This is a genomic window from Vibrio sp., assembly GCF_984391705.1.
Genome location: NZ_CFHWOM010000029.1, coordinates 17,107 through 42,029, shown reverse-complemented (window position 1 = coordinate 42,029; position 24,923 = coordinate 17,107). Strand labels below are relative to the sequence as shown.

The window sequence follows — 24,923 nt, the reverse complement described above, 5'->3', positions numbered from 1 at the left end:
GCTACCACTTTGGCAGCCAAAACTTTAAAGCTAGTGAAAACTGCTAATGATGGCTCATTAGCTCAGTTGTTATTTCCAAGGTTGTCGATAGAGAACATTTTGTCTGTCTAGCAGTGATAAATGTCCTTTCAACCGCGACAGATAGTCGTCCCAGTCTCGCTGAGGCTTATCTGTCCAACAGGCTTCCGCCATCGCAGTTAAGCGTGGGAAAACCATGTAATCCATACGTTCTTGTGTGTTTATAATTTCACACCAAAGGGCACACTGAATGCCAAGAATGCGTTTTCGAACCGGGTCACTCTCAGGTATTTCTGCAAGAGGTTCATAGCGGTAAGCATTTTCTAGTGGAATGACTGCAGCCCAATCAACGCCTGGCTCTTCTGGTGCGTAATCTTGGGTCATATCTAGATAGGTTGATTGACCTGGTTGCAAAATGACATCGAAGCCTTGTTTTGCGCAGTTAAGTGCCGCTTCTTCGCTCAGCCATGAGTAAATCACGGTGTCTTTGCTGACTTTATTGCCGTGTTGAGCTTCTTCCCAACCCACCATGCGCTTACCTAAAGTGCGCAGTTTTTTCTCTGCATAGCGGAGTAAATGGCCTTGCAACTCTTTCGCACTTTGGTACTCGTTGTCAGCCATGAGCTTTTGGCATGCAGGGCTTTCAAGCCAAACTCCATCTGGGACTTCATCTGCCCCAATGTGAATCCATGGCGATGGGAATAGTTCAGACACTTCTTCAAGAACTTTGTCCAAGAACTGGTAGGTACCAGGCAGTGCTGGATTGAGTACGTTGTCGGTGTAATGTTGGATACTACGGAACTGCGATTGATCTTCATGGTCTTGCAGTAAATGAGGTAGTGATTTGATGGCAGCTCGGCAGTGGCCTGGTATATCAATTTCAGGGATAACCGTAATGCCTCGTTCACTCGCGTAAGCAATTACTTCTCGTACTTGGTCTTGGGAATAATACCCACCATAGACGCTACTTAAATTACTGTACTGTGGTTCGATAGGTGTACCAGTACCTCTATAAGCACCAACTTGAGTTAGTTGCGGAAAAGCTTTAATTTCAAGGCGCCAGCCCTCATCATCGGTTAGGTGCCAATGAAAAGTATTGAACTTGTAGTGGGCTAGGTGATTAATCAGTCGTTTAACACGTTCGATTGGATGGTAATGGCGAGCGCAGTCCAGCATCATACCTCGATATTTAAAGCGCGGTGTATCAGCAATTCTGACGTAAGGTACTGAAAGCGAATGATCGTTGTTGACTTGGATGAGTTGAAGTAATGTTGCGCTCGCATGGACAAAGCCAACACTGGATCCCGCTTCTAAACGCACTCCCGAACCCGAAATGTTAAGGTGGTATTCGCCTTCATCTAGTGTTGGGTTATTACGATATAAAATATCACTTTGGCCAATAGTTTGAGCCTGAAAACCGAACAGCTGGCCTAACTCTTGTTGCAACCAAGTTGCTGCCTTTTCTGCTAAAGCTGCCTGTAATGTTATTTGGCTTGAAGCAGATAACTTAAACTGGCCCTCATAGTGTTCTAGGTGATTAGGTTTAGGTATAAGTGCGAGCTGACTGGCGTCTGTTTGAGGTAGCTCGCTACGCTCCCTATATGGAGAGGCGAGTACGATGGGCGTTAGAGTCGCTGGGTACGTTGTCGCTCCGTCATCAGTAATAATGAGGGCATCTTTAAGGCCATCAGTATAAAAACGTAGCGGAGCAGTACCTATGCTGAACTCACAGTAGAAGTGCTCATTGGCTTCGAGAACATGGCTTTCGGGAGTGATCGTGCAGAAGCTGCCAATTTGCTTAATGGTACCGTGAGTAAAACTGTCGGGTTGAATGTAGCGGTCGATGATAAACTGAAGCTGCCAGTTTTTCAGATCTTGATCCGTTAGATTATGCACCGTTAAGCCAAAGCGACAGAACTGCTTTTGCTCAGATAAAACGGCTAATTCGACACGAAAGCTCATAGTCGGATCCTTAGTAAAGATTATGCTCGGGTTTCCCCGCAAACATGAGAGCACCTTCAATTGCATCGAATTGAGGTTCGACAATCCAGTTTTGAACTGGAGGTGAAAGCCAAGCTTTGATTCGTTCAGCGATACTTCCCATCAAACAAATTCTTGTTGCGCCTTTGCGGTTAAGAGCAACGAGGAACATCTCTATATCCGCAGCGGTTTGTTTCAACATATTGATAGCCAAGCTATCGCCTTGGGAAGCGTATTGGAAAATAGCAGGGGAGAACTGGCCATAATCTCTTGGTAGTGCCCCTTTTGACCATTCGACAATTTGGTCGACATCTTGGTTAAAGTGACTTAGAACATGCTCTGCCAATGGCGTTTTCTCAACGATGCCATCTTCTGCAAGCAGGACTTGCTGAATCAGGTGCAGCCCCATGACGGCACCACCACCTTGATCGGAAATAGGAAACTCTCGGCCACCAACGACATGTTGTTTGCCCTGTGCGAGGTAAATGCCACATGATCCAGTACCACCTATCATAATCGCGCCCTCATCACCGTTATGTGCACCTACACAGGCTCCATAGGCGTCAGTATTCAACACTATGGAAGCAAATGGGTGACTGAGAGACATGAATTCTAGCCAAGCCGATTTTTGTTCAGCCCCAGCTAATGCTAAGCCGACATGCATGTTCGCAAAGTCCGCCTCATTTAAATTGCCTTGTTCGGCTGCCTGACTGATAGCATCAATGATCGACGCCATTGCAACATCAATACCCAGTAGGATGTTAGCGCTGCCACTTTTAGCCTCACCAATCAGCTCTCCTTGAGAATTGCGGATGCGAGCGCGGCAAGAGGTGCCGCCACCATCAATACCCACATAGTAAAACGTCATCTATTTGCTCTCCTGTAGGCCGTAGTGGTTGAACTGAGCAATAATCGCTAGTAAGTACCAAGCACCATGTGGTATCCATTGTTCACCCCAGCGCCAGTTCTGTAGCATGTCGTCTTTTTGCCCTGGTGGGTTGAAAGCGATGTCTTCTTCGTCGTCAAAGCCGCCAGTAATGCCATTACACACCCCACCCTTAGCGTTATAAAAACCTAAGTGGGGTAGGTAGTCAGGGTTATTGTGGCCATGACCATCGAGCATACACATATGGTAAGGGTTGAGACCGAGAACCCAATTGAGGGTGTCTTGAGAAAACTTCAGTAGTTGGAGCTTGGTGGGCTCTTGTTCAATATGAGGCAGAGCCGCAAAGGCCATTGCACATAGTGACCCTAAACGGGCGTTTTCACCTTGCCACCAATAACCTGATTCATTGTTGTGAGCGACGAAAAACGCATCACGTTTTGCTTCATCAACACCTTTCACATATTGGCGCGGGTAACCGAATGGGTTGGAAGCAGAACAAGTAATGTTGAGTTCAAATTGAACGCTTTGTGTGATAACGGTTTGAGCTTTTTGCTTGAGTTTGTCATCACTTTCAATCTCTAGATATGCGCATAAGGCAATAACAGGAAGACCAGCTTCAGCGGCATGATAATAAGGACGAGATCCATCTTGGTTTGCTGACCAGAAATGGTCAAAGTGGTCATCTGACTGTTGGCGTTGCTGAAGCTTGATCGCCCAGTCACGACTTTCAGTGAGATATTCGCTTTTTTGGGTGGTTTTGTATAACTCTACGCAAGCTAACAGAGCGCAGTATTCATCGATAATGTTCTCTTCACCATCATTGAGATATTGAAGATTAAACTCTCGCAGGTGCCAGTAGCCTTTTTCTGCAGCATCTAGGTAATCTTGGTTAGTGAACTCACCGCTTTCATCCAGGCGTGCTGCTGCCGCTAACGCAGCAATTGTCGCACCGCCTCCTTGTCTAAATCCAGCTTGGAAATCTTCAGATTTGTGGCCATCTTGTGTCGCGTAGGCACAAATCTCACGTTGGTTGATATCTTTTGACCATTTATCAAAAACAGTCATGTAGAAAAAGCCTTGCTCATTTTGCATTCGAACTAGGAAATCAGCGCCATAGAGGGCTTCTTCTGCCATACGAACTTTAGTAAACAGGGCGACTTGTTCATCTTGACTGATGAGTTCAAGGCCTTTCAGCATGTTCCATACAACGATAGGTGTTTGCTGAGGGTTAAGGTAGTTTGCGTAAGATAGATGGCTAAGGTACTTACTTACATCGCCCGATGCATCGTACCAACCACCGTGAACGTCAACTCGAGTCTCGGTGCCTAGAAGCGAGATTGAATGGTCTTGTTTATCAAAACGACCACCGCTGCGCTGAGATTTGAAATAGTGCAGAACATCAGACAACGTCGTATCAAACAGCAGACCTGTCTCAACCTTAAATATTTCAGAGCGTAGATTGTCTACGCGCAGATAGTAACTACCTGCTTGATTAAATTCGGAGAAATCAATGCGAAAAAAATTCCCTTGGTGCCAATGTGCAACCTGCGTCCCTTTCTCAATGCTAAAATTAGCAACAGTTTGATGACTGTCAGCGCACACCAATAGCGCAGTGGTAGTGGATAGGCGCGGCTTTCTTGTCATCAGCACAGCTTGCTTTGGACCAAGGGCTTCATAACCAATGTGGTTAGTAAGTAGCAGCATTAAAATCTCCGGATGGTGTAATCGTTATTATGATGTAATTGAGCCAAGACCTTTCGGGCTTGGCTCGTGGTCGTTAATTTTCGTATAGGTAACAGCGAACAAAGTGGTTGTCAGAAAGTTGAGTCACTTCAGGAAGTTTCTCTCGACACTTATCTGTTGCATGCTGGCATCGACCTGCGAACGGGCAGCCTAGAGACTCTGGTGTCCATAGTGGAATTTCACCTTTATTGCCTTTCAGCTTTTCATGAATCGACTTGCTTGGATCCGGTACCGCAGAGACTAGAAGCTGTGTATACGGGTGTTGTGGGTCGTGGATGATTTCTTCAGTATCACCCCACTCAACCATATGGCCTACATACATAACGGCCAGATCTTCGGCGATGTAACGCGCTGTCGCGATGTCGTGCGTGATGTAAAGCAGAGACATTTCTTTCTCAAACTTCATCTCTTCCATTAGGTTAAGAACACCTGCGCGAATCGAAACGTCTAGCATAGATGTTGGCTCATCCGCGAGTACCACCTCAGCTCCTACCGCGATGTTACGTGCTAAGTTGACACGCTGACGCTGACCACCAGATAACTGATGAGGGAACTTCTGTGCAGTCTCTTTTGGCGGGATAAGGCCTACTTGTTCAAGTAGATCGTAAACACGTTCTTCTTGCTCTTTCTTATTGCGAGGATCCACTTTTTTATGGATTAGCAAAGGACGAAGAATATGGTGGAAGATATTATGTGTCGGGTTCAGTGAACCAAACGGGTCTTGCCATACCATCTGCACACCTTCGCGATATGCCATCAAGTCAGAGCGAGAGTCGATGGTTTGAATATCTCGACCTTTGTACTCAATAACTCCACCATTCGGTGCGTACATTTTTGCGATCATTTTCGCAGTGGTCGATTTACCTGAACCTGACTCACCAACTACCGATAAGCCGCGGCTTTTGTACATTTTGAACGACACGTCATTGATTGCACGCATCATAGGTTGGTTTAGGGCGTTACTGTTAATAGGAAAATCCTTTACTAAGTTTTTTCCTTCAATCAGTAATTGGCCAAAATCTTTGCTCATAATTGTCTCCAGTAATCTTTTATTATTTCTCAGTGTGTTGCTAGAGCTTGGTCTGAGCAATTGGATCACCATATAGGTGACAGTTAGAGAAACGATTTGGCTCAATTTGTCTAAGTTGAGTTGGGACTCGAGTACAAGCTTCATGAACGCGGTCACAACGAGCTTGGAAGCGACAACCTTGCGGAACTTCTAGTAAGTTCAATGGGTTACCAGGGATGCCCGTCAACTTAGTTTTTGGCCCAGTTAATGGAGGGAATGAACTACCTAAACCTTTGGTGTAAGGGTGGTATGGACTTTCCAAGATCTGTTTTGATGGTGCGACTTCTATTAGTTCACCCGAGTACATGATGCCAATGCGGTCAGAGAACTCGACCATTAATGAAATATCGTGAGTAATGAACAGAATAGAGAAACCAAACTCTTCTTTCAGTGCATAGATCTTTTGTAGGATTTCACGTTGGACTACTACATCAAGAGCTGTCGTAGGTTCATCCATGATGATCATTTTCGGGTTAAGAGCGAGAGCAATCGCGATAACCAAGCGCTGACGCATACCACCAGAAAATTGGTGAGGATAGTCATTCAAGCGGCTAGGGTGGATGTCGACGATTTCCAGTAACCCTTCTGCACGTTTAAGTGCCTGCTCACGCGTCATGTTTGTGTGACGCATAATTACGTCACAGAACTGGTCAGCCATTGTTAGTACAGGGTTCAGTGCGTTCATAGCACTTTGGAAAACCATCGACATCTCGCTCCAGCGGAACGCTTGCATGCGTTCATCGCTGTATTTCAGGATATCTTCGCCGTTGAAGATAACCTCACCGCCGGTAATAAATGCTGGTGGCTTGTGAAGACGCATTAGCGAGAATGCTACTGTTGATTTACCACAGCCGGACTCACCAGCCAGGCCAAATACTTCACCAGGCGCGATGTCGAAGCTTACGTTATTACAAGCGCGAACGTCGCCAGCATCTGTGATGTAATCTACGCAAAGATTGCGGATAGAAATAAGTGGTGCAGTCATAATTATTTATCTCCGCTCCAAAGTGCATTTTGAGGTGGCATGTCTGGTGTACGTTCTTTCTTGTCTTGTTCAGCAAGTTTCTTCCAACGCTTCATACCTTTGTGTGAACGAAGTTGCGGGTTAGCAATTTCATCAACCGCGAAGTTAAGTAGGGCTAGACCTGTAACTAATACTGTTAATGCTAGACATGGAGCCAGTACTTCCCACCAAGCGCCGATTAGCATTGCTGAAGATTGGTTTACGTTGTAAAGCATGATGCCCCAGCTAATGGTATTCGGATCACCCAGACCTAAGAATGAGATGATAGATTCCATACCAATCGCGTACATAACCGAACCGATGAAGCTCGCACCTACGATAGGAATAAGGTTTGGAAGAATCTCAACGAAAATAATACGTGAAGAAGATTCACCTAGTACTTCAGCTGCTTTAACAAACTCTTTTTCACGAAGGGCTAGAGTCTGAGAACGTATTACCCTTGCACCCCATGCCCAGGAGGTACAGCCGATAATAATGGCAATAGTTAATGGCCCTGCCTCACCGATAAATGCAGCCAGTACGAACAGTAGTGGGTATTGAGGGATTACCAGCATGATGTTCATCGCGGCAGTAAGTACATCATCTACTCGTCCGCCAAAGTAACCAGCTGAAATACCAATAACGGTTGCTAGGAAACATACAGTAATACCAGCACCAAAGCCGACACCTAGAGAAATACGTGCGCCGTGAACCAGTTGTGACCAAATGTCACGACCCATTCGGCTCGTACCTAGAACGTGGTCCGCTTTCTTAGACATGATCATGGTACGACGGTCAGTAGCTAGGTTTTGTGCGATCCAGCCATCTGGATTCGCTTTAGCCGATGTAACTACAAACCCTGGATACTCATGTGGATTACCAGTTCTCTTGTCAGGAGCGTGTTTTGCAAGTAGAGGCGCAAAAATCGCGACAAGTAGAAAGATTGAAACGATTGCAAGACCGACACGAGCGTAGGCATTGCCTAAAATTAGCGTAAATAGTTGTTTCATAATTATTTACCTCCCTTGCGCAGGCGAGGGTCTAGAACGACATATGCCATATCAGCAATTAAGTTAAATGACAGCATAAATAGCGTCATAATGATTAATTGACCTTGAAGAACTTGGTAGTCACGTGCGTGAATAGCGTTTAGAAGAACCGTACCAAGACCTGGGTAGTTGAAGATGATTTCTACGATTAACTGACCACCGATTGCCATACCTAGAGACATAGAAAGCGCAGTTACACTTGGAAGTAGCGCGTTTCGTGCTGCGTAATGGAATACAACGCGGTTTTCACTTAAACCCTTACCCTTAGCCATCGTGATGTAGTCTTCGGCAAGCAGGTTGATCATGTTGTTACGCATGTTAATCAAGAAGCCACCAATCTGAACCACAGAAGCACAAAATAGAGGAAGAATAGCGTGGTAAGCGACATCTTTAATGAATGCCCAGCTTGTCCAATCTGGCACAGTGCCCGCTGTATATGCGTAACCTGTAGGGAACCATTTCAAGCCAATTGCGAAAGTAAATAGCGCTAGCATTGCAATAACAACTTGTGGAACCGCTTGAATAATCAACATTCCTGGCGTTACAAAGGCATCGTATTTGCTACCACGTTTCCATGCAGCGAAGATGCCTAGAATAGAACCTAGCGAGAATGAAAGAATTACCGCTGTACCTGCTAGGAACAGTGACCAACCAAAGGCGCCACCAAGCAGTTTATTTACAGATAGAGGGTAGAACTGAATCGACGTACCGAGCTCCCAGCTAAGTACATTTTTCATGTAGGCAATGTATTGAACGAAAAGGCCGCCATCAACGAAACCTAAAAGCTCTTTCATTGCCGCAATACGTTCCGGCGTTACTTGAACCGAAGCGTTAGCAAACATCATGGTGACTGGGTCACCCGGCATTGCACGCGGAATAATAAAGTTTAATGTCGCAGCAACTAATAATGCGACCAAATAGAACGACAAACGTCTTAAAAAATAACCCATAACTCACACCTTACTCACCCAGATTTTCCCTGTTTCTGGTTTCAGGTCGCTCTAGCGAAAACAAAATTTAGAGCGAAAAATCCCCTGACGACTGGCGCCATTTAACAAACTAATCAAAGAGTGGGGGATTTTTGCGGCATACGGAATGTATGCCGCATAGTTAGAACAACTACTTATTTAACTGGTTTTAGGTCCAGTACGTGTAGTAGACGCTCTGGGATACCAGCCCAAATGTTTGGACGGCCTTTCGGATTTTCTTCGTTCCACCAACCAGTGAAGCGAGTCGTGTTGTATTGGTACATGTAAGCACCAGACATAACAGGAACCGTTACTTGGTCAGCAGCAATGATTTGCTGGATGCCGTGAGCAATATCTAGCTGCTCTTGCTTGTCAGCTGTCTTGTAGAAGCTGTTTAGTAGGCCATCTAGCTTGTCATTCTTGTAGAAGTGCATTGCGAAACGAGGCATACCATCACCAGACTGAAGTGCTGAGTTGTAAGCACTGTTCCAGTAAGTGTGTGGATCTGCACCGTGGAAGTAGTTTGTGTAAGCAACGTCATATGTTGCTTCTAGCATCGCTTGGTTGTACACAGAGAAATCTGGAGTACGAGCCTTCGCTTTGATGCCTACTTCTGCAAGCTGCTCAACTGCAAGTTGAACTGTGTTGTTGAAGTCAGTCCAACCGTTAGGAGATTGGATTAGAAGTTCGAAAGACTTGCCTGATGGAGTGTCAACAAAGCCGTCTTTGTTTACGTCTTTAAAGCCAGCTTTCTTAAGTAGCTCTTTAGCGCCTTCAACGTTGTACGTGTTGTAACCTTTGTACTTGTCGTGAGTTTTCTCGTCAGACCAAGCTTCAAACGCGTAGCCTAGACCAGATGCGAAGTCATTCACTGTACCACCACCGTAGAATGCGATGTCGATAATAGTTTGACGGTCAAGAGCCATAGAGAACGCGCGACGGAAATCTACGTTAGTTAGCGCTTCGTTCTTCGCAGCATCTGGGTGCTTGAAGTTAACAACGAATGCTTGAGTACCTGATGGCGGGTACCAGTACTGGTGGTTCGGGCTAGCAGCCGCGTAAGTACGGTCGATGTCAGGAATGAATGATGAAGTCCAGTCCATTTCACCATTTACAACTTTGCCTAGGAATTGATCGTTGTTCGCAATTTGTGGAACACGTAGACAGTCAACGTCTAGGTTAGCTGCATCCCAGTAATTCGGGTTTTCACATTGAACGTAAAGTTGTGCTGTGAAAGTATCGATCTCTGTGAAAGGACCTGAACCTACAGGGTTTTCGTTAGTGAACGAAGCTGGATCTTTGATGTCTTTCCATACGTGCTCAGGTACTACAGGTACGCGTGCAATTTCGTAAGGAACGTTAGAGTTCGCTTCAGTCAGACGGAATTTAACTTGGTAATCGTTAACTTTTTCAACGCCAGCAACCCAAGAGTTGATGCCACTTTGGTCAAGTTCTGGCTTCTCTTTAACTAGGTTGAAAGAGAACACTACGTCATTGGCATCAAACGTTTGACCGTCAGACCATTTTACGCCTTTACGAATATCGAAAGTAACGCTCATTAGGTCATCAGACATCTTGTAGTTTTCAGCTAGACGGAACACTGGAGTGTTACCGTGCATTTCATTGAAAACAACAAGTGGCTCGTAGATGAAGTCAGTTGTAGTGTGTAGGTTAGTTGCGCCCAAGAATGGGTTAAAGTTACGAACGAAAGTCGTAAACTCTTTAGGGTGTACAGTTAGTTCACTGCGCTCAGCTGCTGTCGCTACTGAAGCGAATCCAGTTGTTGCTGTAGCAATAATTGCTGTTGCTAGTGCTGTTTTTTTAATGTTGGCAAGCATAGCTGTTCCTTACTATTTGCTTTCATTTCACTTATGGAATGGAATGTCATCAATTGATAAACACTCTCTAAGGCCTACCTCTACTTTGGGTCACAATCCGGAGGAGATTGATGCCTTTCAGAGTGGCCTGTAGGCCTTAGGCACAGTAAGAAAACACTTTAACGTTAATTTTCGCAATTGGAATTCCCGTTAAAAACGTAAAAACCTCGTCAATTCACGTTAATAACGTTAATAGTGCTTATTCTTAGAGCATCTTGTGCAATTTTTGTTAAGTGATCTGACTCGCATGCTTCTGACGCTTGTAGTAGTTGGGTTAGTGGTTACTTACTTGATGGGCTTTTTTGTGTATGGTTGTTTTTCTTATTATAACTATGTGAGATCTTAATCACTTGTGATTTGTAGTGTTAATTAATTGGGCTAAATAAAATCTGCCGTATTGTTGTGACTGGCTTCGCAATATAGATTGTTTTTACGTCAATTAGCTATTGTAGGCTTAGATTTGGGCTTTTTTGAGGGGTTTACGACGAAGCGATTTAGGTGAATTGAAGCTTGTTTTACGAGGCGTAAAAAGCCATGTTGTCGGTAGTATTTGCTTGAATAAGTGAAAAGAAAAAAGCCTGCAAGAGCAGGCTTTTTAAAGACTTGATCTGTGTTGAGTTAGCTAGTGAGTAAATGCTGTAGTTTGTTACGTAAACCTTCAATATGAGTCCGTTGAGGACTCTGCTCGTTACAGTGTTCAAGAATATAGTCTAGAGAGCTTAGTACCGTTCTCCAGCGTGGTGTCTTAGGCAAGGTTTCTATACGTAAGTATTTATCTAGCGTACGTGTCTGCAACGTACTTCTGTCAAGGTAGACACGCCATAATCCGCTCTTCTCAGCAAAGGCGAACTTGGTTTCTCCTGTGACACTTTCCCAGTAATCTAAAGCGTTGGTCATGGCATCAACTAGGATTTCACGCATGACCTCTTGTTTAGGTTTACTGTCAGACGATACTTTGTCTGCCAATCTTGTAAACTCACCACCTAATTCTTTCAGCTCTTGTAACTTGGCTCTATCGCCATCAAAGGCATAGCTAGAGAGTGCTTCAATCGCTGTCTCTAGGTTGTTGATACGGCTTGCATTAATGCTGCCACCTACATTGAATATATAGATAGAGCGCAGCCCTGAGCCCTCAGGAAGTTTTAGGATATCAGTTGAAAGGTGCTGGCGTACATCTTCTACATAAACGTCGATAGTGCCGCAATAATGTTCTTGAGCGATATTAAGGAACTTAGGTGCAATTAGCTCTTCTGCCGATGAGCGTTTCAGCTGTTCAGTTGAACGCTTGAATAATTTAGACGCAGCCTCATTGGCGAAGCGGATTTTATTATCTTCACGAACGCAGATGATGGCCTCTGGCGCTGTTTCCAACTGTTCTAACAGCCTGCCCTGAGTTTCTAGTAAACTTGCTTCAACGAGGGCTCTTTGTTTTAGCTCCAACTGAAGTTGTTGGTTTTCGACGCGTCGCTGTTCCGCTTTACTTGCCGTTAAATGCGCCATGATACGCGCAGCTAACTCTTGCTTGTTAAATGGCTTAGATAAGTAGTCATTTGCACCCGCATTAAAGCCACGAACTCTGTCATCTGCTTGATTAAGCGCAGTTAACATAATGACAGGGAGCTGGGCGTGATCGTACTCCTGGCGAAGTTTTTCACACACCTGATAACCACTCATTCCTGGCATCATGATATCGAGTAGGACAAGTTCGGGCTTCTCGAGTTCTATCTTTTCAAATGCTTCGAGTCCATCTTTAGCGGTATGAACACGATATCCCTCTAATCTCAAGAAACTATCTAGAACACGTAAGTTAACGGGTTCATCATCAACAACGAGAAGTAGCGGACCTTCTGGGTTAGAAGGTAAGTTCGTCACGTCTGCAAGCTCGATTTCATTGTTGTCTGGCGCTCGGAAATGAGGACTGTCGTACTGGTTTGCAGAAGATATTTGTTCAGCAGTCGCAATCGGTAAGGTAAAACTAAACGTTGTTCCTACCATCGGTTGACTGCTCACGTACAAAGAACCTTTCATCAGTTCTATTAACTGTCGGCTAATTGAAAGCCCAAGTCCTGCACCTTGGCGATAGCGGCTTGCGTCATTACCTGCTTGAATTAGCGGTTCAAAAATATGATCGAGTTGATCGGCTGGAATACCTTGGCCAGTATCGACAACTTGTACACGAATATTATTGTCGACAACGGTCGCTGATATAACGATCTTTCCTTCACTCGTATATTTGATGGCATTGCCAATCAGGTTGTATAGAACTTGCTCAAGTCGTTGTGGGTCTGCGCTCACCCACACAGGCTCGTCTGGAACTTGGTTGATGATACGTAATGGTTTATTCCCCAATAGATGTGAAGAAAGTTCAAGAACAAGCCTTGTTGAACCTGACAAGTCAACTGCACTGGTTTCGATATCTAAGTTGCCATAACGCATCTTGTGATAATCGAGTAAATCATCAACCAGAGTTGCTAAGCGCTGACCACTACTAATTATGATGTCGAGCTGGTACTTGTGGTCTGCGGTAATTGGTCCGTTTGCTCCCGAAATCAATGCTTCTGCAATGCCTACCATGCCATGTAGTGGAGTGCGAAGTTCATGAGATGTGGTTGCTAAGAACTCATCTTTGAGTTTGTTTGCTAATTGCAGTTCGTCGTTTTGCTTTTGAATTAACTGGAGGTTGCTTTCCAACTCTTCATTTTGCTGTTTGATCAGCTGCATTTTCTCACGAATAGAGCGCTGCATCCGTTCAAAGCTGACCGCGAGACGACCAATTTCATCTTTTCGCTCCGTGTTGATCATGTCTGCATCCATATCGCCAGCAGACACTTTTTCAGCAGCCCAAGTAAGTTTGAGCAAAGGAGAGGTAATGAAGTTAGACAGGTAATGAGAGGCCATCACAACTAAAACAATAGCGATGAGCATTGCGGCGACAAACAGTTTCTCCAACTGCTGTACACGAGCAAAAGCAACACTTTCAGGAACTTCAACTACCAGAGCCCAATCAATTCCTTTCACTGAAACAGGACTGTAAGCGGCGATAGTGTCTTCACCTGCGGTGTTGGTATAAGTGCCTACGTTGGTAAGGCCATCCAAAGCCAAGGTCACCACTTCTTTACTCAAGTCGATGTCTTCTTGTTGGTATGCGAGTGTTCTTGAGCGGTGGTCTGGGCCTACAAGCAGGGTTTTCATTGAAGCAATGTTATTGGTGTCAGCGATTAGCTTAGTAATGCCGTTGTTCGGTAGGCGGAACATGGCATAGCTATGAAGGTAACCTTGTTGAATGATTGGAGCTCCTAACCAAGCCACAGATTTTCCTTGTTCTTCTGTGAAGTCAGAAATCAATACAGGAGTGAAATCTTCATTGGTCTTGCGCTTTTCCGTCACTAGATCGCGTAACTTTTTAAACGATTGACCTAGGTTACTATCTGTATATTTACCCGTAAGTAGGTTAGTTCCGTAGTTGTCATATTTGAAAATGGAGTAGGCGACGTTACCATCTCGGTCAACCAATAAAATGTCGTCAAAGTCGGAACGTTTAAGTAGCTCTAGGTAAGCCCAATGGTAACGCTTATGGAGGAGACGGTAGCGTTCAGTTCCGTTAAAAATACTTGATTGAGGAAGGATCGATGTTTTGATCTGATCCCCAGATCCTTGAATATAACGTTTTTGTGCATAGGTTCGAGCGCTTTCAATATCCAGTCCTAGGCTTTGAAATGCGTTAACCAAACCATAAAAACGCCCCCCACTTGCGTAGGCGAGTTCTGAGCGGACAAAGCCCATTACCTCGGATTCCTTAGCGTAAAGGTAGTCAACCACTTGTTGCTGCTTGCTATCACGTACAGAAACCAAGTGAGAGGTACTCTGCTCCTGCAGATCCGTTGTGTGAGATTGTAAGAAAAAGATTGCCGTGATGGTCAGCGGTGTAATGCTGAGCGCGAGAAATGCGAACATCAAGGTGTTCTGAAGACGCTTGAATCTTTGTTTACGATACAACTTAAACATGATGAAAATAGACTTTCCGTGACAATGCGGCTCTGAAGCAAGGAAGGGTCTATTGGTGTGGGGACCATGCTGCTTACAGAGCAAAGTAAAAAACGTTATTTCCTAATCTGACAAAATTAACGAGTTTTTTTACTTTGACAAGTAAGTTGCAAGCAAAGCGTGGAGAAAGGCGCAAATTTATTAGTTGTTGTCTATAGAAAGCCCAGTAATCGTTGCTTTACTGGGCTGAAAGATTATTTTTTTGCGTGGTAAATAGCAAATTTGTTGGTCTTATTTAGCGTCTCGCAATTACCAAATGCCTTCTCGATGATAGGTGGGTACTTTAAGAAGCTGTTAGCTACGATGAGAAGCTCACCTTGCTTTGTTTGATACTGAGGGGCCTTCGCAAGCAGGGTTTCGGTCGCACTATAGCTAGTATCTAGACCAGCATGGAAGGGAGGGTTACTGATGATAAAGCGGTAATCTTTGCTTGTATCGGAATAAACGTCGGAGGCAAAGACGTTACCCGATAGTTGGTTGGCTTCGAGTGTTGCTTTACTCGATTCAACTGCAAGTGCGCTGATGTCACACATCTCTAGTTCAATATCCGGGTTGAGCGTCGCCATTACGGAGCCAATAACGCCAGCCCCACAGCCGAAATCGAGAACTTTACCGGATAGCTCTGACAAAGTATCAAGCAGCAGTTTACTACCGATATCAAACTGACCATGGCTAAATACACCAGGTAAGCTTTTAATGGTTAGATCGTGTTGCTTGTAGGTAACTTGATAGGTTTTGAACCAGTCGCCAATGACAAATGGCTTTACTTTTTGTGTACATTTTCCCCAGTAGAAAGAGCAACGACGCGCGGAGTCGAACTTAGTAATAGGGCCATATGACTTGAACATTTTCTCAATGCTCTTTACGCCAGAGCGGTTTTCACCTACGACAACGATTTCTGTTTCTGGGCCAAGTTTGGCCATCAGCATGGCTAATAAATATTCTGCTTCCGCTTTGGCTTTTGGCCAATATAGCAGCACCATATCTGCTTGAGTATCTCGCTCGAATTCCGCGCCAAAAACACTGACTACCTGATCGTAAGGTTCTATTTGGCGATAGTAGCCGTAATTAGTGGTGAACACGGTCACTGATTCACAATGCTTTACTAGTTCAACAGGGAAAAGGTCCTCAGCTTCACCAGCAACAAGAACATGCTTTCCTGCAAAATAAGCAAGTTGTCGCTCTGCGATTTGACTAGGGGCGATGTAAGCAGACATAGATTAGCTCTATCAGATATAAAAGACGGGGGATTTTCGCATAATCCCCCGTCGATACCAACTGGTTGTGGTTAGTTTTGATCTTGTCGATCGAGGAAGTCTTGGAATTCCTCTTCGTAGATGTTGAATAGCACCATAGTGATAGCGAAGATCAGAGGGCCGTAGATTAGGCCGATTAAGCCAAATAGGTGTAATCCGCCTAAGAGTGAGAAGAAGATCATTAGTGTGCTCATGCCTGCACTGCCACTGCCTTGCATCAAGAGTGGACGTAGAAGGTTGTCAATTGAGCCTACGACAGCGATACTCCAAATCGCAAGGAAGATTGCCCAAGTACTATCGCCAGTTAGGTAGAGGTAAATAGTCGCTGGAATCCATATAAGCGCGGTTCCGACAACAGGAATGAAGGATGCAAAGCCCATCATAGTACCCCAAAATAGACCTGGGAAGCCCGCAAGCCACATTCCTATACCGCCAGCAATTCCTTGTGCAATGGCGGTTAAAAATGACCCCATCACCGCAGATTTCGATACTTGTTCGACTTCATCAAGCAATTTGTCTTCTTGGCTACGTGAGAGCGGCAAAATATGACGAATTGCACCAATGATTTTGTCGTGATCGCGCAGCAAGAAAAACAAGACAAACAGCATCAAGAAGAAGTCCATCAGGAAATTAGTCGCATCACCAAGAATTTTGGCGCTAATACCGACTAAGTTACTGCCAAAGGTGGTTGCAAATTGTGCTACTTTTTGCGCGATCTCTTGCGGCTCTATCGTGTCGAAGGGGAGGTAAGTATTAACTAGTGATAGCCCTTTAACTACCCAAGGGTGTTCAAATATTGTTTGAATGCCGCCATGCGTTACCCACTGGTAGACGTTCTGAGAAAAGGCCGAGCCTTGTTGCACGATTGCGGCAAACACGAACAGTAGCGGGACAACGATAATAAAGGTTAAAACCACACAAGACAGTAGTGACGAAATGTTTGGGTGCTTGGGAAGTTTCTTTTCGATCCATTCATGGATAGGAAACATTAGGAGCGAAATAATGAAAGCCATTACTATTGAGTTGATATAAGGTTCGACCAGCAAAAAGCAGGCAAATCCAGCAGCCAGTAGGGCCGTGACTAAAACCCAATGACTTGAGGTGATTTTAACTTTATCTGACACGATTCTGTCCAATGGTTTGACGTTGTATCAGTATAATGGCTGTAAAACAGTGAGTTATCAACGAAGAATCAAGCGAGTATCAGAGGTGAGTCAAAACTATGGGGTGCTGTAATAATGACAAAGGTTGTCAAAAGAGTCGCAAAACCAAACGTTCTATTCCTTGGTTTAGCATAGTGATGGTTGGGTTATTGTTGCTGGTGGTGTTTAACTGGCAATAAAAAAGGCCGCATGATGCAGCCTTTTTATCGAATACAGCGTTTACGCTTCTTTCGCCAAGATAGCAAAACAACGATCCGCAGCTTCTAAAGTTGCTTCGATCTCTTTGCTGCCGTGAGCAAGAGACGTGAAGCTTGCTTCAAATGCTGAAGGAGCTAGGTAAACACCGTGCTCAAGCATTAGGTGGAAGAAACGCTTAAAGCGTTCAATATCACACTTAGTCACATCTTCGTAGCTAGTAATGTTTTCTTGCTCAGTGAAGAAAAAGCCAAACATGCCGCCAACTTGGTTAACTACCAGTGGGATACCGTGGTTGTCGGCAAGTGTTTTAAAGCCATCTGCCAGCTGTTTCGTTTTCGACGCTAGGCGTTTCTCGTTGCCTTCTTCTTTTAGAAGATTCAAACAAGCAAAACCAGCTGCCATAGCGACAGGGTTACCTGATAAAGTGCCTGCTTGGTAAACTGGGCCCGTTGGGGCAATGTACTGCATCACTTCTTTACGACCACCAAAGGCACCTACTGGCATACCGCCACCAATCACTTTACCTAGTGTTGTTAGGTCGGGTTTGATGTCGTAATAACCTTGAGCACCACCAAGAGCAACACGGAAGCCAGTCATTACTTCATCAAAGATCAGTAGCGCACCTTCTTCATCACAGATTTGGCGTAGACCTTCGTGGAAGCCTTCTACTGGTGGAATACAGTTCATGTTGCCAGCCACAGGTTCAACGATGATACAAGCGATCTCACCTTTGTTAGCAGCGAACAACTCACGAACAGAGTCTAGATCGTTGAATGTCGCTGTTAGTGTGTGCTTAGCAAAGTCAGCAGGAACGCCAGGAGAGCTTGGTTGACCAAGCGTTAGTGCACCAGAACCTGCTTTTACTAGCAAACTGTCTGCGTGACCGTGGTAACAGCCTTCAAACTTCATGATCTTGTCACGGCCAGTAAAGCCACGAGCAAGACGGATAGCACTCATGGTGGCCTCTGTACCAGAACTTACCATGCGGATTTGTTCCATTGATGGTACTAACTCAGACACCAGTTCAGCCATCGCAATTTCCATTTCAGTCGGAGCACCAAAGCTAAGGCCGCGCTGAGCAGCATCAATCACCGCTTCACGAATAACTGCATGGTTGTGACCAAGAATCATAGGGCCCCAAGAGCCAACGTAGTCAATGTACGCCTTACCATCAGCATCAAAAATTAACGGGCCGTCTGCTCGCTCTACAAAGATTGGAGCGCCGCCTACGCCGTTAAAAGCACGCACTGGAGAGTTTACGCCGCCAGGAATTGTTTGCTGCGCTTTCTCAAATAAGTCTGCTGATTTGGTCATGGGATATCCTCTTTTGATTGCTCGGACCAATTTGGCTCGCATTGTACCTGCCGATTCCCTTTCAATAAAACGCTTTGCTGCACATTCTGAGTACTTTCACATCAAATAGCGGGTAAAACAGATAAAAAGTGTCTTCAAAAGTGGCGAATACTTGAACGCTTCACTCAGGTATTAGATAATCCCTACATTAAACATAAAAGATGATGTTCCAGATAGTGACAGAAGATGCGCTCTGGAAGTTCACCACTGAGAGAGGTCATCGTGAGCGAAGTAAATATCCCACTAACATTTTCAGATGCTGCCGCTAAGCGTGTGGGGGCATTGATAGCTGAAGAAGAAAACCCGAACCTAAAACTGCGTGTTTACATCACCGGTGGTGGTTGCAGTGGTTTCCAATACGGCTTTACATTTGATGAAAGCGTAAATGAAGGCGATACCACAATTGTAAACAGTGGCGTTACCTTAGTTGTTGATCCTATGAGTCTACAATATTTGGTCGGTGGTCAAGTTGATTACACGGAAGGTTTAGAAGGTTCTCGTTTCTTCGTTAATAACCCAAATGCGACAACAACATGTGGTTGTGGCGCATCATTCAGCGTTTAATCTTCATGGTTATATTAAGGCTGCATTTGCAGCCTTTGTTTTATCTACGTATTTATTCTAGAAACTGAGACCTAAGCTAAATTACTGTCCAACTGTATTTTATTTTTTGTTGGTTACTTTATATCCTGACTTTGACGCCTACTTAAGGCGATAAGAAAAGCAAAGGATTGTTATGGCTAGTTTCTCAGTGACCCGCTTTATTGCTGCTCGTCCCTATATCGTATCCCTCATTATTGTTCTATTGTTGTCATTATGGCTTGGATTAGGCTCACTTAAGGCTGAAGATTCAACGCCTGAAAAAACGGATCAGGAAGTCCCATTAGCGAAAGTTGCATTTCAGACTTTTACCGCTGCAAATACTTATAAGTCGATAGATCTTTACGGGCGAACGGCACCGAACAAAGAAGCCAAGTTAGGTGCTGAGATCGCGGGTAAAATTACTCAGTTGAAAGTGAAAAAAGGTCAAAGCGTTCAGCAAGGGCAGGTTATCGCACTGATTGATAAAGGTGATTTAGATATTCAATTGGAGCGAGCGAAAGCTGTCTTGAAAGTGCGAGAGAAAGAATTTAACGCTGCCAAATCTTTAAAGGATAGAGGTTTACAAGGTGAAGTCGCTTACACCAACGCTCAAGCTGCTCTAGTTGAAGCTAAAGCTATGGTGAGCAACGCCAAAATAGCACTTAGAAACACATCTGTTTCAGCCCCATTTTCTGGCATTGTTGATCATCTGTTTATTGAAAAAGGTGACTTTGTCGGCGTAGGTGATCCAGTCGCCTCGCTCATTGACCTGAGTAAAATCATCATAGAAGCCGATGTCAGTGAGCGTCATATACAAGATTTAACGCTAGGGCAAAGTGCTAGGGTTAATTTTATTGCAGGTGAAAAACTCACGGGTCAAGTTCGCTATATCTCTCGGGTATCATCTCCATCAACGAATACCTTTCCAATCGAGATTGTACTAGACAATCCGGAACAGCGTGTCCCTGCCGGTATTAGTGCTGAGGTTGAACTCAACCTGAAACAAAAATTGGCGATTAAACTCACTCCCGCCATGTTAGCTCTCGATGAAGCTGGCAATCTCGGCGTTAAAACCTTGGTCGGCGAAACAGTGCATTTTGTCCCGATTCAGCTAGTCAAAGCGGAGCAAGATGGAGTTTGGCTAACTGGGTTAGGTGAAAAGGTTGACATTATCACCACGGGACAAGGCTTTGTGCGTGATGGTGATAGCGTTATAGCTGTCCAGAATACGCTTTAAGGAGGTCGTTATGTTTGCATTGATTGATGCGGCCTTGTCGCGCACGAGAACAATGCTAGTGCTACTCGTATTTGTCCTCGTTGCAGGCGTTTTAACGTATGTCACTATTCCCAAAGAATCGAGCCCTGACATCACCATACCGATCATTTATGTTTCAGTTGGCCATCAGGGGATCTCGCCGACTGATGCTGAACGTCTTTTGGTCCGACCTATTGAGCAAGAGTTAAGGTCAATTGAAGGGGTAAAAGAGATGACCTCGACAGCATCGGAAGGTCATGCTTCTGTGATGCTTGAGTTCAGTGTGGGCGTAGACTTAAATAAAGCCATGGCGGATGTCCGCGAGGCTGTAGATTTAGCGAAACCAAAATTGCCCGCTGACAGTGATGAACCGACGGTCAATGAAGTCACGTTAGCATCGGAAGAGCCTGCACTAACGGTCGTTTTGTATGGCACGGTACCCGAGCGCACGATCGTTCAAATTGCTCGTGAGTTGCGTGACAAGTTGGAAGGCTACCGTCAGGTACTCGAAGTCGACATTGCCGGCGACAGAGAGGACATCGTTGAAATTATCGTAGACCCATTACTTATGGAGAGTTATGGGTTGGATCAGGCCGATATTTATAATTTGATAGCGCTCAACAATCGTGTTGTAGCGGCTGGTTTTGTCGATACCGGCTACGGGCGTTTTTCCGTGAAAGTCCCGTCAGTATTTGATTCGTTGAAAGATGTACTTGAGCTACCTGTGAAAGTGGATGGAAAACAGGTCATTACTTTCGGTGATGTTGCTACGGTTAGACGCGCGTTTCGTGACCCTGAAAGCTTTGCCCGATTAGATGGAAAATCAGCAGTTGTACTCGACGTCAAGAAACGAGCAGGCGAGAATATCATTGAAACGGTTCAGTTGATTAAAGCGGTATTGGAAGGTGCTCAGGCGCAACAAGAATGGCCGAACAACCTATTGGTTAAGTACACTTGGGATCAGTCTGATGACGTCAAGATGATGCTTAACGATCTGCAAAACAATATCTTATCAGCCATTATTTTGGTTGTTATTGTCATCATTGCGATTTTAGGTGTCCGAACCGCATTGTTAGTCGGTATCTCAATACCTGGCTCATTCTTAACGGGATTGTTAGTCCTTTCGGTATTTGGCTTAACCGTAAACATCGTTGTTCTCTTTTCATTGATCATGGCAGTTGGCATGTTAGTGGATGGGGCGATCGTTGTTACAGAGTTTGCAGACCGACGAATGCAGGAAGGGACATCGCGTCGGGAGGCTTATCGTGACGCCGCCAAACGCATGGCATGGCCGATCACGGCATCTACCGCGACGACATTAGCTGCTTTTGCTCCGTTGCTTTTCTGGCCAGATATTACTGGTGAGTTCATGAAGTACTTACCATTAACCTTGATCGCGACGTTAGCTGCATCCCTAGCAATGGCACTTCTTTTTGTACCAGTATTGGGAAGTTTGATCGGGAAACCGCAAAACGTTACCCGTTTACAGCGAGAGAAAATGCTGGCGTTGCATGACGGCGATTACTCTAAAGCGACAGGGCTTACCAAGCTGTATTTTCATACGCTAGATATTGCGATTCGCCACCCATTTAAGATCCTACTTAGTGCAATATTACTTGCTATTGGCGTTGGTTTTACCTATGCAAAAGCAGGGTTAGGCGCAGAGTTCTTTCCTGAGGTTGATCCTCCATTTTTTACGGTCAAAGTACGTTCCTATGGCGATCTATCGATTCATGAAAAAGATATCATCATGCGTGATATTGAGTCGGTGATGCTTGACCATGATGAATTTGAAAGCGTTTACACTCGAACTGGCGGTGATGATCAAATTGGTCAAATCCAGATCACTCCAGTGGATTGGCAATACCGCCGTAAAGTGAAAACTATTATTGAAGAGCTGAAGCAAACGACGGATCAATATGCTGGTGTGGAGATTGAGTATAAGTTTCCTGATGCGGGACCTCCAGTTGAGCATGATTTGGTGATCGAAATGTCGACTCGAGTGCCTGGCGAGTTGGATAGAGCAGCCAAAATCGTTCGTCATTGGGCTGATTCCTATCCTGCGTTTACCAATATTAGCGACAATTCGAGTAAAGCCGGGATTGATTGGCAGATCGATATTCGCCGTGATGATGCGGCTCGCTTTGCGGCAGACGCGACGTTAGTTGGTAACACGGTCCAGTTTGTAACGAACGGTTTGAAGCTAGGTGATTACTTACCTGATGATTCAACAGAAGAAGTTGATATTTTGGTTCGTTACCCAGAGGATAAGCGTGATATTGGTCGCTTTGATCAACTGAAAGTCAAAACCGCTGCGGGTATGGTGCCAATTACAAACTTTGCCAGTATCGTCCCTGATCACAAGCAGGATACGATTCGTCGTATTGATGGTCATCGAGTGATCAATATTTTTGCTGATATTAAAGAAGGGTATAACTTGGCGCTTGAACTGCCGAAAGTGGAGCAAGAGCTAGCTAAGTTGGATCTTCCTAACGGGGTTGAATTTAAGATCCGAGGTCAGAATGAAGAGCAGGAAAACTCGTCAGCATTTTTGCAGAATGCGTTTTTGGTCGCGTTGGTGGTGATGGCTTTAATTCTGATTACGCAGTTTAATAGTTTCTACCAAGCGTTTCTTATCCTGTCTGCAGTCTTGTTCTCGACGGTTGGGGTGTTTGTTGGCTTGTTGGTATTCCAGAAGCCATTTGGCATCATTATGTCTGGGATCGGAGTTATTGCTTTGGCTGGGATAGTCGTTAACAACAATATTGTTTTGATTGATACTTATAATCAATTGCGCCGCCGAGGGTTGGATAAGCGAGATGCGATTCTCAGAACTGGTGTGCAACGTTTAAGGCCTGTTATGCTCACGACAGTAACCACGATTCTTGGCTTGCTACCTATGGTGCTTGAGATGAACATTGATTTGGTTAATCAAAAGATTGAGTTTGGTGCACCAAGTACACAATGGTGGTCTCAACTGGCGACTGCGGTCGCTGGGGGCTTGGCATTTGCGACCGTACTAACTTTGGTGTTAACGCCATGTCTATTGATGCTAGGGCGGGAGCATAAAGTGGAAGAGAATGCGAATCAGGTGATTGAGGCCAAGTAGTTTCTAGGTGAGAAAAAGCCTCGCTAAATTAGCGGGGCTTTGTGTTAGTTTGTAGCGAGCAGCTTACTGTAACGTTCAAGTTTTTGTAGCCTCAGCTCTGCGTTGGCGATAAAGGTTGTTTTCGCTTTACCTGTTAACGATTTAGACTGAGGAAGCTTCACAGTTCTCGGGTTCTTATGAACGCCATTCACCAAAAACTCATAGTGAAGGTGAGGTCCTGTGACACGGCCGGTACCACCAAGCGTCCCGATGGTTTGTCCTTGCTTTACTCGTTGTCCTGTTTTCACTGTGCGCTTGGTTAAGTGAAGGTATTTCGTAATATATGTATTACTGTGTTTGATAAACACATAGTTACCGTTGAATTGGTTGTAGCTTGATTTTAAGACGGTACCATCACCCGCCGCCCAGATCGGTGTGCCAACAGGAGCTGCGTAGTCTGTGCCTCGGTGTGCACGAACTTTACCTGTAACAGGGTGTCGACGAGTCGGGTTAAAGTTTGATGTTACACGACGGAAATCGAGTGGGGAGCGTAAGAACGCTTTCTTCATCGCTCGACCGTTTTCATCGTAATAGTTACCGGTCTTATCATCTAGTATCGCTTTAAAAGTATCACCTTGGTTAGTAAAAATGGCCGCCATGATCTTGCCTCGGCCAACCACTTCACCTTCAACCACTTTTTCTTGATAAAGAATCTCAAAGGAATCATTTTTTCGAATGTCTAAAGCAAAGTCGATATCCCAACCAAAAATTCCCGCTAATTCCATAATTTGGTTGGCTGTTAAGCCCGCACCAACACCAGCATTCCAAAAGTTAGAGGTAATGATATTACTGGCGTAGTTGTATTGGTAATGAACTTCTTTTTTATCCACACTGGCTGTAAAACCGTTATCAGATTTGGTTACCAAGAAGGTTTCGTAAGCACTTAGCTTTCTCTTAATTTGAACCAGGTTGTTATCACCATCGAAGCCAAATTGAAAGGCGTCTCCAGGACGAACCTTTGTCAGTTGGTTAGCAATTTCTTTGCTTGTTGAGGTGAGTTGATAAAGAAGGCGTGAAGATAGTCCTGCGCGCTGGAATAGCAAGGCCATACTGTCGCCTGAGCCTACAGTATGTTTGTCCCAGCGCAATACTGCGAGATTAGACGTTCGCGTCTCTAATTCGAGTGCCGCTGGGTTGATCGACAGCGGGTATGCTTTGCCAACTTGATACTGACGCTCATCTTGGCGTAAGTCTTGAGGCTCGGGTAGAAACAAGGCAACGACGATAATGCCACTAAAAAGGGCGATAAGACCTCGGTGCATCCATGGAAGCCGAGCTAAAATAGACAACATTTTATTGTTCGTTCTAAAAATTTAAGTAAAAAAGCTTAG

The 24,923-nt window shown here is 44.8% G+C and carries 16 protein-coding genes; 3 read left to right on the top strand and 13 right to left on the bottom strand.

Annotated features, from left to right (window positions below):
* Positions 1 to 69: 69 nt before the first annotated feature.
* The 12 genes from AC4MRV_RS14390 to hemL all read right to left on the bottom strand — a co-directional run bounded on the left by AC4MRV_RS14390 (position 70) and on the right by hemL (position 18,568).
* On the bottom strand, positions 70 to 1,980 hold the full coding sequence (locus AC4MRV_RS14390; protein ID WP_491188023.1) for a beta-N-acetylhexosaminidase: 1,911 nt from the start codon (positions 1,978 to 1,980) through the stop codon (positions 70 to 72).
* A 10-nt stretch (positions 1,981 to 1,990) separates the two neighbouring features.
* Positions 1,991 to 2,866: a glucosamine kinase nucleotide-binding domain-containing protein gene (locus AC4MRV_RS14385; RefSeq protein ID WP_491188022.1), complete on the bottom strand. Its 876-nt coding sequence runs from the start codon at positions 2,864 to 2,866 to the stop codon at positions 1,991 to 1,993.
* Positions 2,867 to 4,588, bottom strand: coding sequence for a glycoside hydrolase family 9 protein (locus AC4MRV_RS14380; RefSeq protein ID WP_491188021.1), 1,722 nt, complete (start codon positions 4,586 to 4,588; stop codon positions 2,867 to 2,869).
* 73 nt (positions 4,589 to 4,661) lie between these two features.
* Positions 4,662 to 5,657 (bottom strand): ABC transporter ATP-binding protein, encoded by a 996-nt coding sequence (locus tag AC4MRV_RS14375; protein ID WP_491188020.1) that lies wholly within the window; start codon positions 5,655 to 5,657, stop codon positions 4,662 to 4,664.
* Positions 5,658 to 5,697: 40 nt separating this feature from the next.
* Positions 5,698 to 6,681 carry an ABC transporter ATP-binding protein gene (locus AC4MRV_RS14370; protein ID WP_491188019.1) on the bottom strand — a complete coding sequence of 328 codons (984 nt, stop codon included), beginning with the start codon at positions 6,679 to 6,681 and terminating at the stop codon, positions 5,698 to 5,700.
* Between the two features lie 2 nt (positions 6,682 to 6,683).
* Positions 6,684 to 7,709, bottom strand: coding sequence for an ABC transporter permease (locus tag AC4MRV_RS14365; protein ID WP_491188018.1), 1,026 nt, complete (start codon positions 7,707 to 7,709; stop codon positions 6,684 to 6,686).
* Between the two features lie 2 nt (positions 7,710 to 7,711).
* Entirely contained in the window at positions 7,712 to 8,698 is a 987-nt protein-coding gene (locus AC4MRV_RS14360; protein WP_491188017.1) for an ABC transporter permease, read from the bottom strand.
* A gap of 173 nt (positions 8,699 to 8,871) precedes the next feature.
* A complete protein-coding gene (locus tag AC4MRV_RS14355; protein WP_491188016.1) occupies positions 8,872 to 10,554 on the bottom strand; it encodes an ABC transporter substrate-binding protein in 1,683 nt (560 codons plus the stop codon).
* Between the two features lie 657 nt (positions 10,555 to 11,211).
* Positions 11,212 to 14,598 (bottom strand): response regulator, encoded by a 3,387-nt coding sequence (locus AC4MRV_RS14350; RefSeq protein ID WP_491188015.1) that lies wholly within the window; start codon positions 14,596 to 14,598, stop codon positions 11,212 to 11,214.
* Positions 14,599 to 14,831: 233 nt separating this feature from the next.
* Positions 14,832 to 15,854 carry a 16S rRNA (guanine(1207)-N(2))-methyltransferase RsmC gene (rsmC, locus tag AC4MRV_RS14345; protein WP_491188014.1) on the bottom strand — a complete coding sequence of 341 codons (1,023 nt, stop codon included), beginning with the start codon at positions 15,852 to 15,854 and terminating at the stop codon, positions 14,832 to 14,834.
* Positions 15,855 to 15,925: 71 nt separating this feature from the next.
* Entirely contained in the window at positions 15,926 to 17,017 is a 1,092-nt protein-coding gene (locus AC4MRV_RS14340) for an AI-2E family transporter (protein ID WP_491188013.1), read from the bottom strand.
* Between the two features lie 258 nt (positions 17,018 to 17,275).
* Positions 17,276 to 18,568: a glutamate-1-semialdehyde 2,1-aminomutase gene (gene hemL / locus AC4MRV_RS14335; RefSeq protein WP_491188012.1), complete on the bottom strand. Its 1,293-nt coding sequence runs from the start codon at positions 18,566 to 18,568 to the stop codon at positions 17,276 to 17,278.
* Between the two features lie 261 nt (positions 18,569 to 18,829).
* Between hemL and erpA the strand changes: the two genes are divergently transcribed.
* The 3 genes from erpA to AC4MRV_RS14320 all read left to right on the top strand — a co-directional run bounded on the left by erpA (position 18,830) and on the right by AC4MRV_RS14320 (position 23,553).
* Positions 18,830 to 19,171: an iron-sulfur cluster insertion protein ErpA gene (gene erpA / locus AC4MRV_RS14330; RefSeq protein ID WP_038137912.1), complete on the top strand. Its 342-nt coding sequence runs from the start codon at positions 18,830 to 18,832 to the stop codon at positions 19,169 to 19,171.
* A 172-nt stretch (positions 19,172 to 19,343) separates the two neighbouring features.
* Positions 19,344 to 20,426: an efflux RND transporter periplasmic adaptor subunit gene (locus AC4MRV_RS14325; protein ID WP_491188011.1), complete on the top strand. Its 1,083-nt coding sequence runs from the start codon at positions 19,344 to 19,346 to the stop codon at positions 20,424 to 20,426.
* 10 nt (positions 20,427 to 20,436) lie between these two features.
* Entirely contained in the window at positions 20,437 to 23,553 is a 3,117-nt protein-coding gene (locus tag AC4MRV_RS14320; RefSeq protein WP_491188010.1) for an efflux RND transporter permease subunit, read from the top strand.
* A gap of 44 nt (positions 23,554 to 23,597) precedes the next feature.
* Here the strand turns inward: AC4MRV_RS14320 and shyC are convergent, their stop codons facing one another.
* A complete protein-coding gene (shyC, locus tag AC4MRV_RS14315) occupies positions 23,598 to 24,884 on the bottom strand; it encodes a peptidoglycan DD-endopeptidase ShyC (protein ID WP_491188009.1) in 1,287 nt (428 codons plus the stop codon).
* Between the last annotated feature and the right edge of the window lie 39 nt (positions 24,885 to 24,923).

What these genes read in the sequence shown, in the direction of transcription:
- AC4MRV_RS14360 (WP_491188017.1), bottom strand. Translation starts at nt 8,698, where the DNA reads ATGGGTTATTTTTTAAGACGTTTGTCGTTCTATTTGGTCGCATTATTA.
- AC4MRV_RS14320 (WP_491188010.1), top strand. Translation starts at nt 20,437, where the DNA reads ATGTTTGCATTGATTGATGCGGCCTTGTCGCGCACGAGAACAATGCTA.
- shyC (WP_491188009.1), bottom strand. Translation starts at nt 24,884, where the DNA reads ATGTTGTCTATTTTAGCTCGGCTTCCATGGATGCACCGAGGTCTTATC.
- AC4MRV_RS14390 (WP_491188023.1), bottom strand. Translation starts at nt 1,980, where the DNA reads ATGAGCTTTCGTGTCGAATTAGCCGTTTTATCTGAGCAAAAGCAGTTC.
- AC4MRV_RS14375 (WP_491188020.1), bottom strand. Translation starts at nt 5,657, where the DNA reads ATGAGCAAAGATTTTGGCCAATTACTGATTGAAGGAAAAAACTTAGTA.
- AC4MRV_RS14370 (WP_491188019.1), bottom strand. Translation starts at nt 6,681, where the DNA reads ATGACTGCACCACTTATTTCTATCCGCAATCTTTGCGTAGATTACATC.
- AC4MRV_RS14325 (WP_491188011.1), top strand. Translation starts at nt 19,344, where the DNA reads ATGGCTAGTTTCTCAGTGACCCGCTTTATTGCTGCTCGTCCCTATATC.
- AC4MRV_RS14350 (WP_491188015.1), bottom strand. Translation starts at nt 14,598, where the DNA reads ATGTTTAAGTTGTATCGTAAACAAAGATTCAAGCGTCTTCAGAACACC.
- hemL (WP_491188012.1), bottom strand. Translation starts at nt 18,568, where the DNA reads ATGACCAAATCAGCAGACTTATTTGAGAAAGCGCAGCAAACAATTCCT.
- AC4MRV_RS14365 (WP_491188018.1), bottom strand. Translation starts at nt 7,709, where the DNA reads ATGAAACAACTATTTACGCTAATTTTAGGCAATGCCTACGCTCGTGTC.
- AC4MRV_RS14380 (WP_491188021.1), bottom strand. Translation starts at nt 4,588, where the DNA reads ATGCTGCTACTTACTAACCACATTGGTTATGAAGCCCTTGGTCCAAAG.
- AC4MRV_RS14385 (WP_491188022.1), bottom strand. Translation starts at nt 2,866, where the DNA reads ATGACGTTTTACTATGTGGGTATTGATGGTGGCGGCACCTCTTGCCGC.
- AC4MRV_RS14355 (WP_491188016.1), bottom strand. Translation starts at nt 10,554, where the DNA reads ATGCTTGCCAACATTAAAAAAACAGCACTAGCAACAGCAATTATTGCT.
- rsmC (WP_491188014.1), bottom strand. Translation starts at nt 15,854, where the DNA reads ATGTCTGCTTACATCGCCCCTAGTCAAATCGCAGAGCGACAACTTGCT.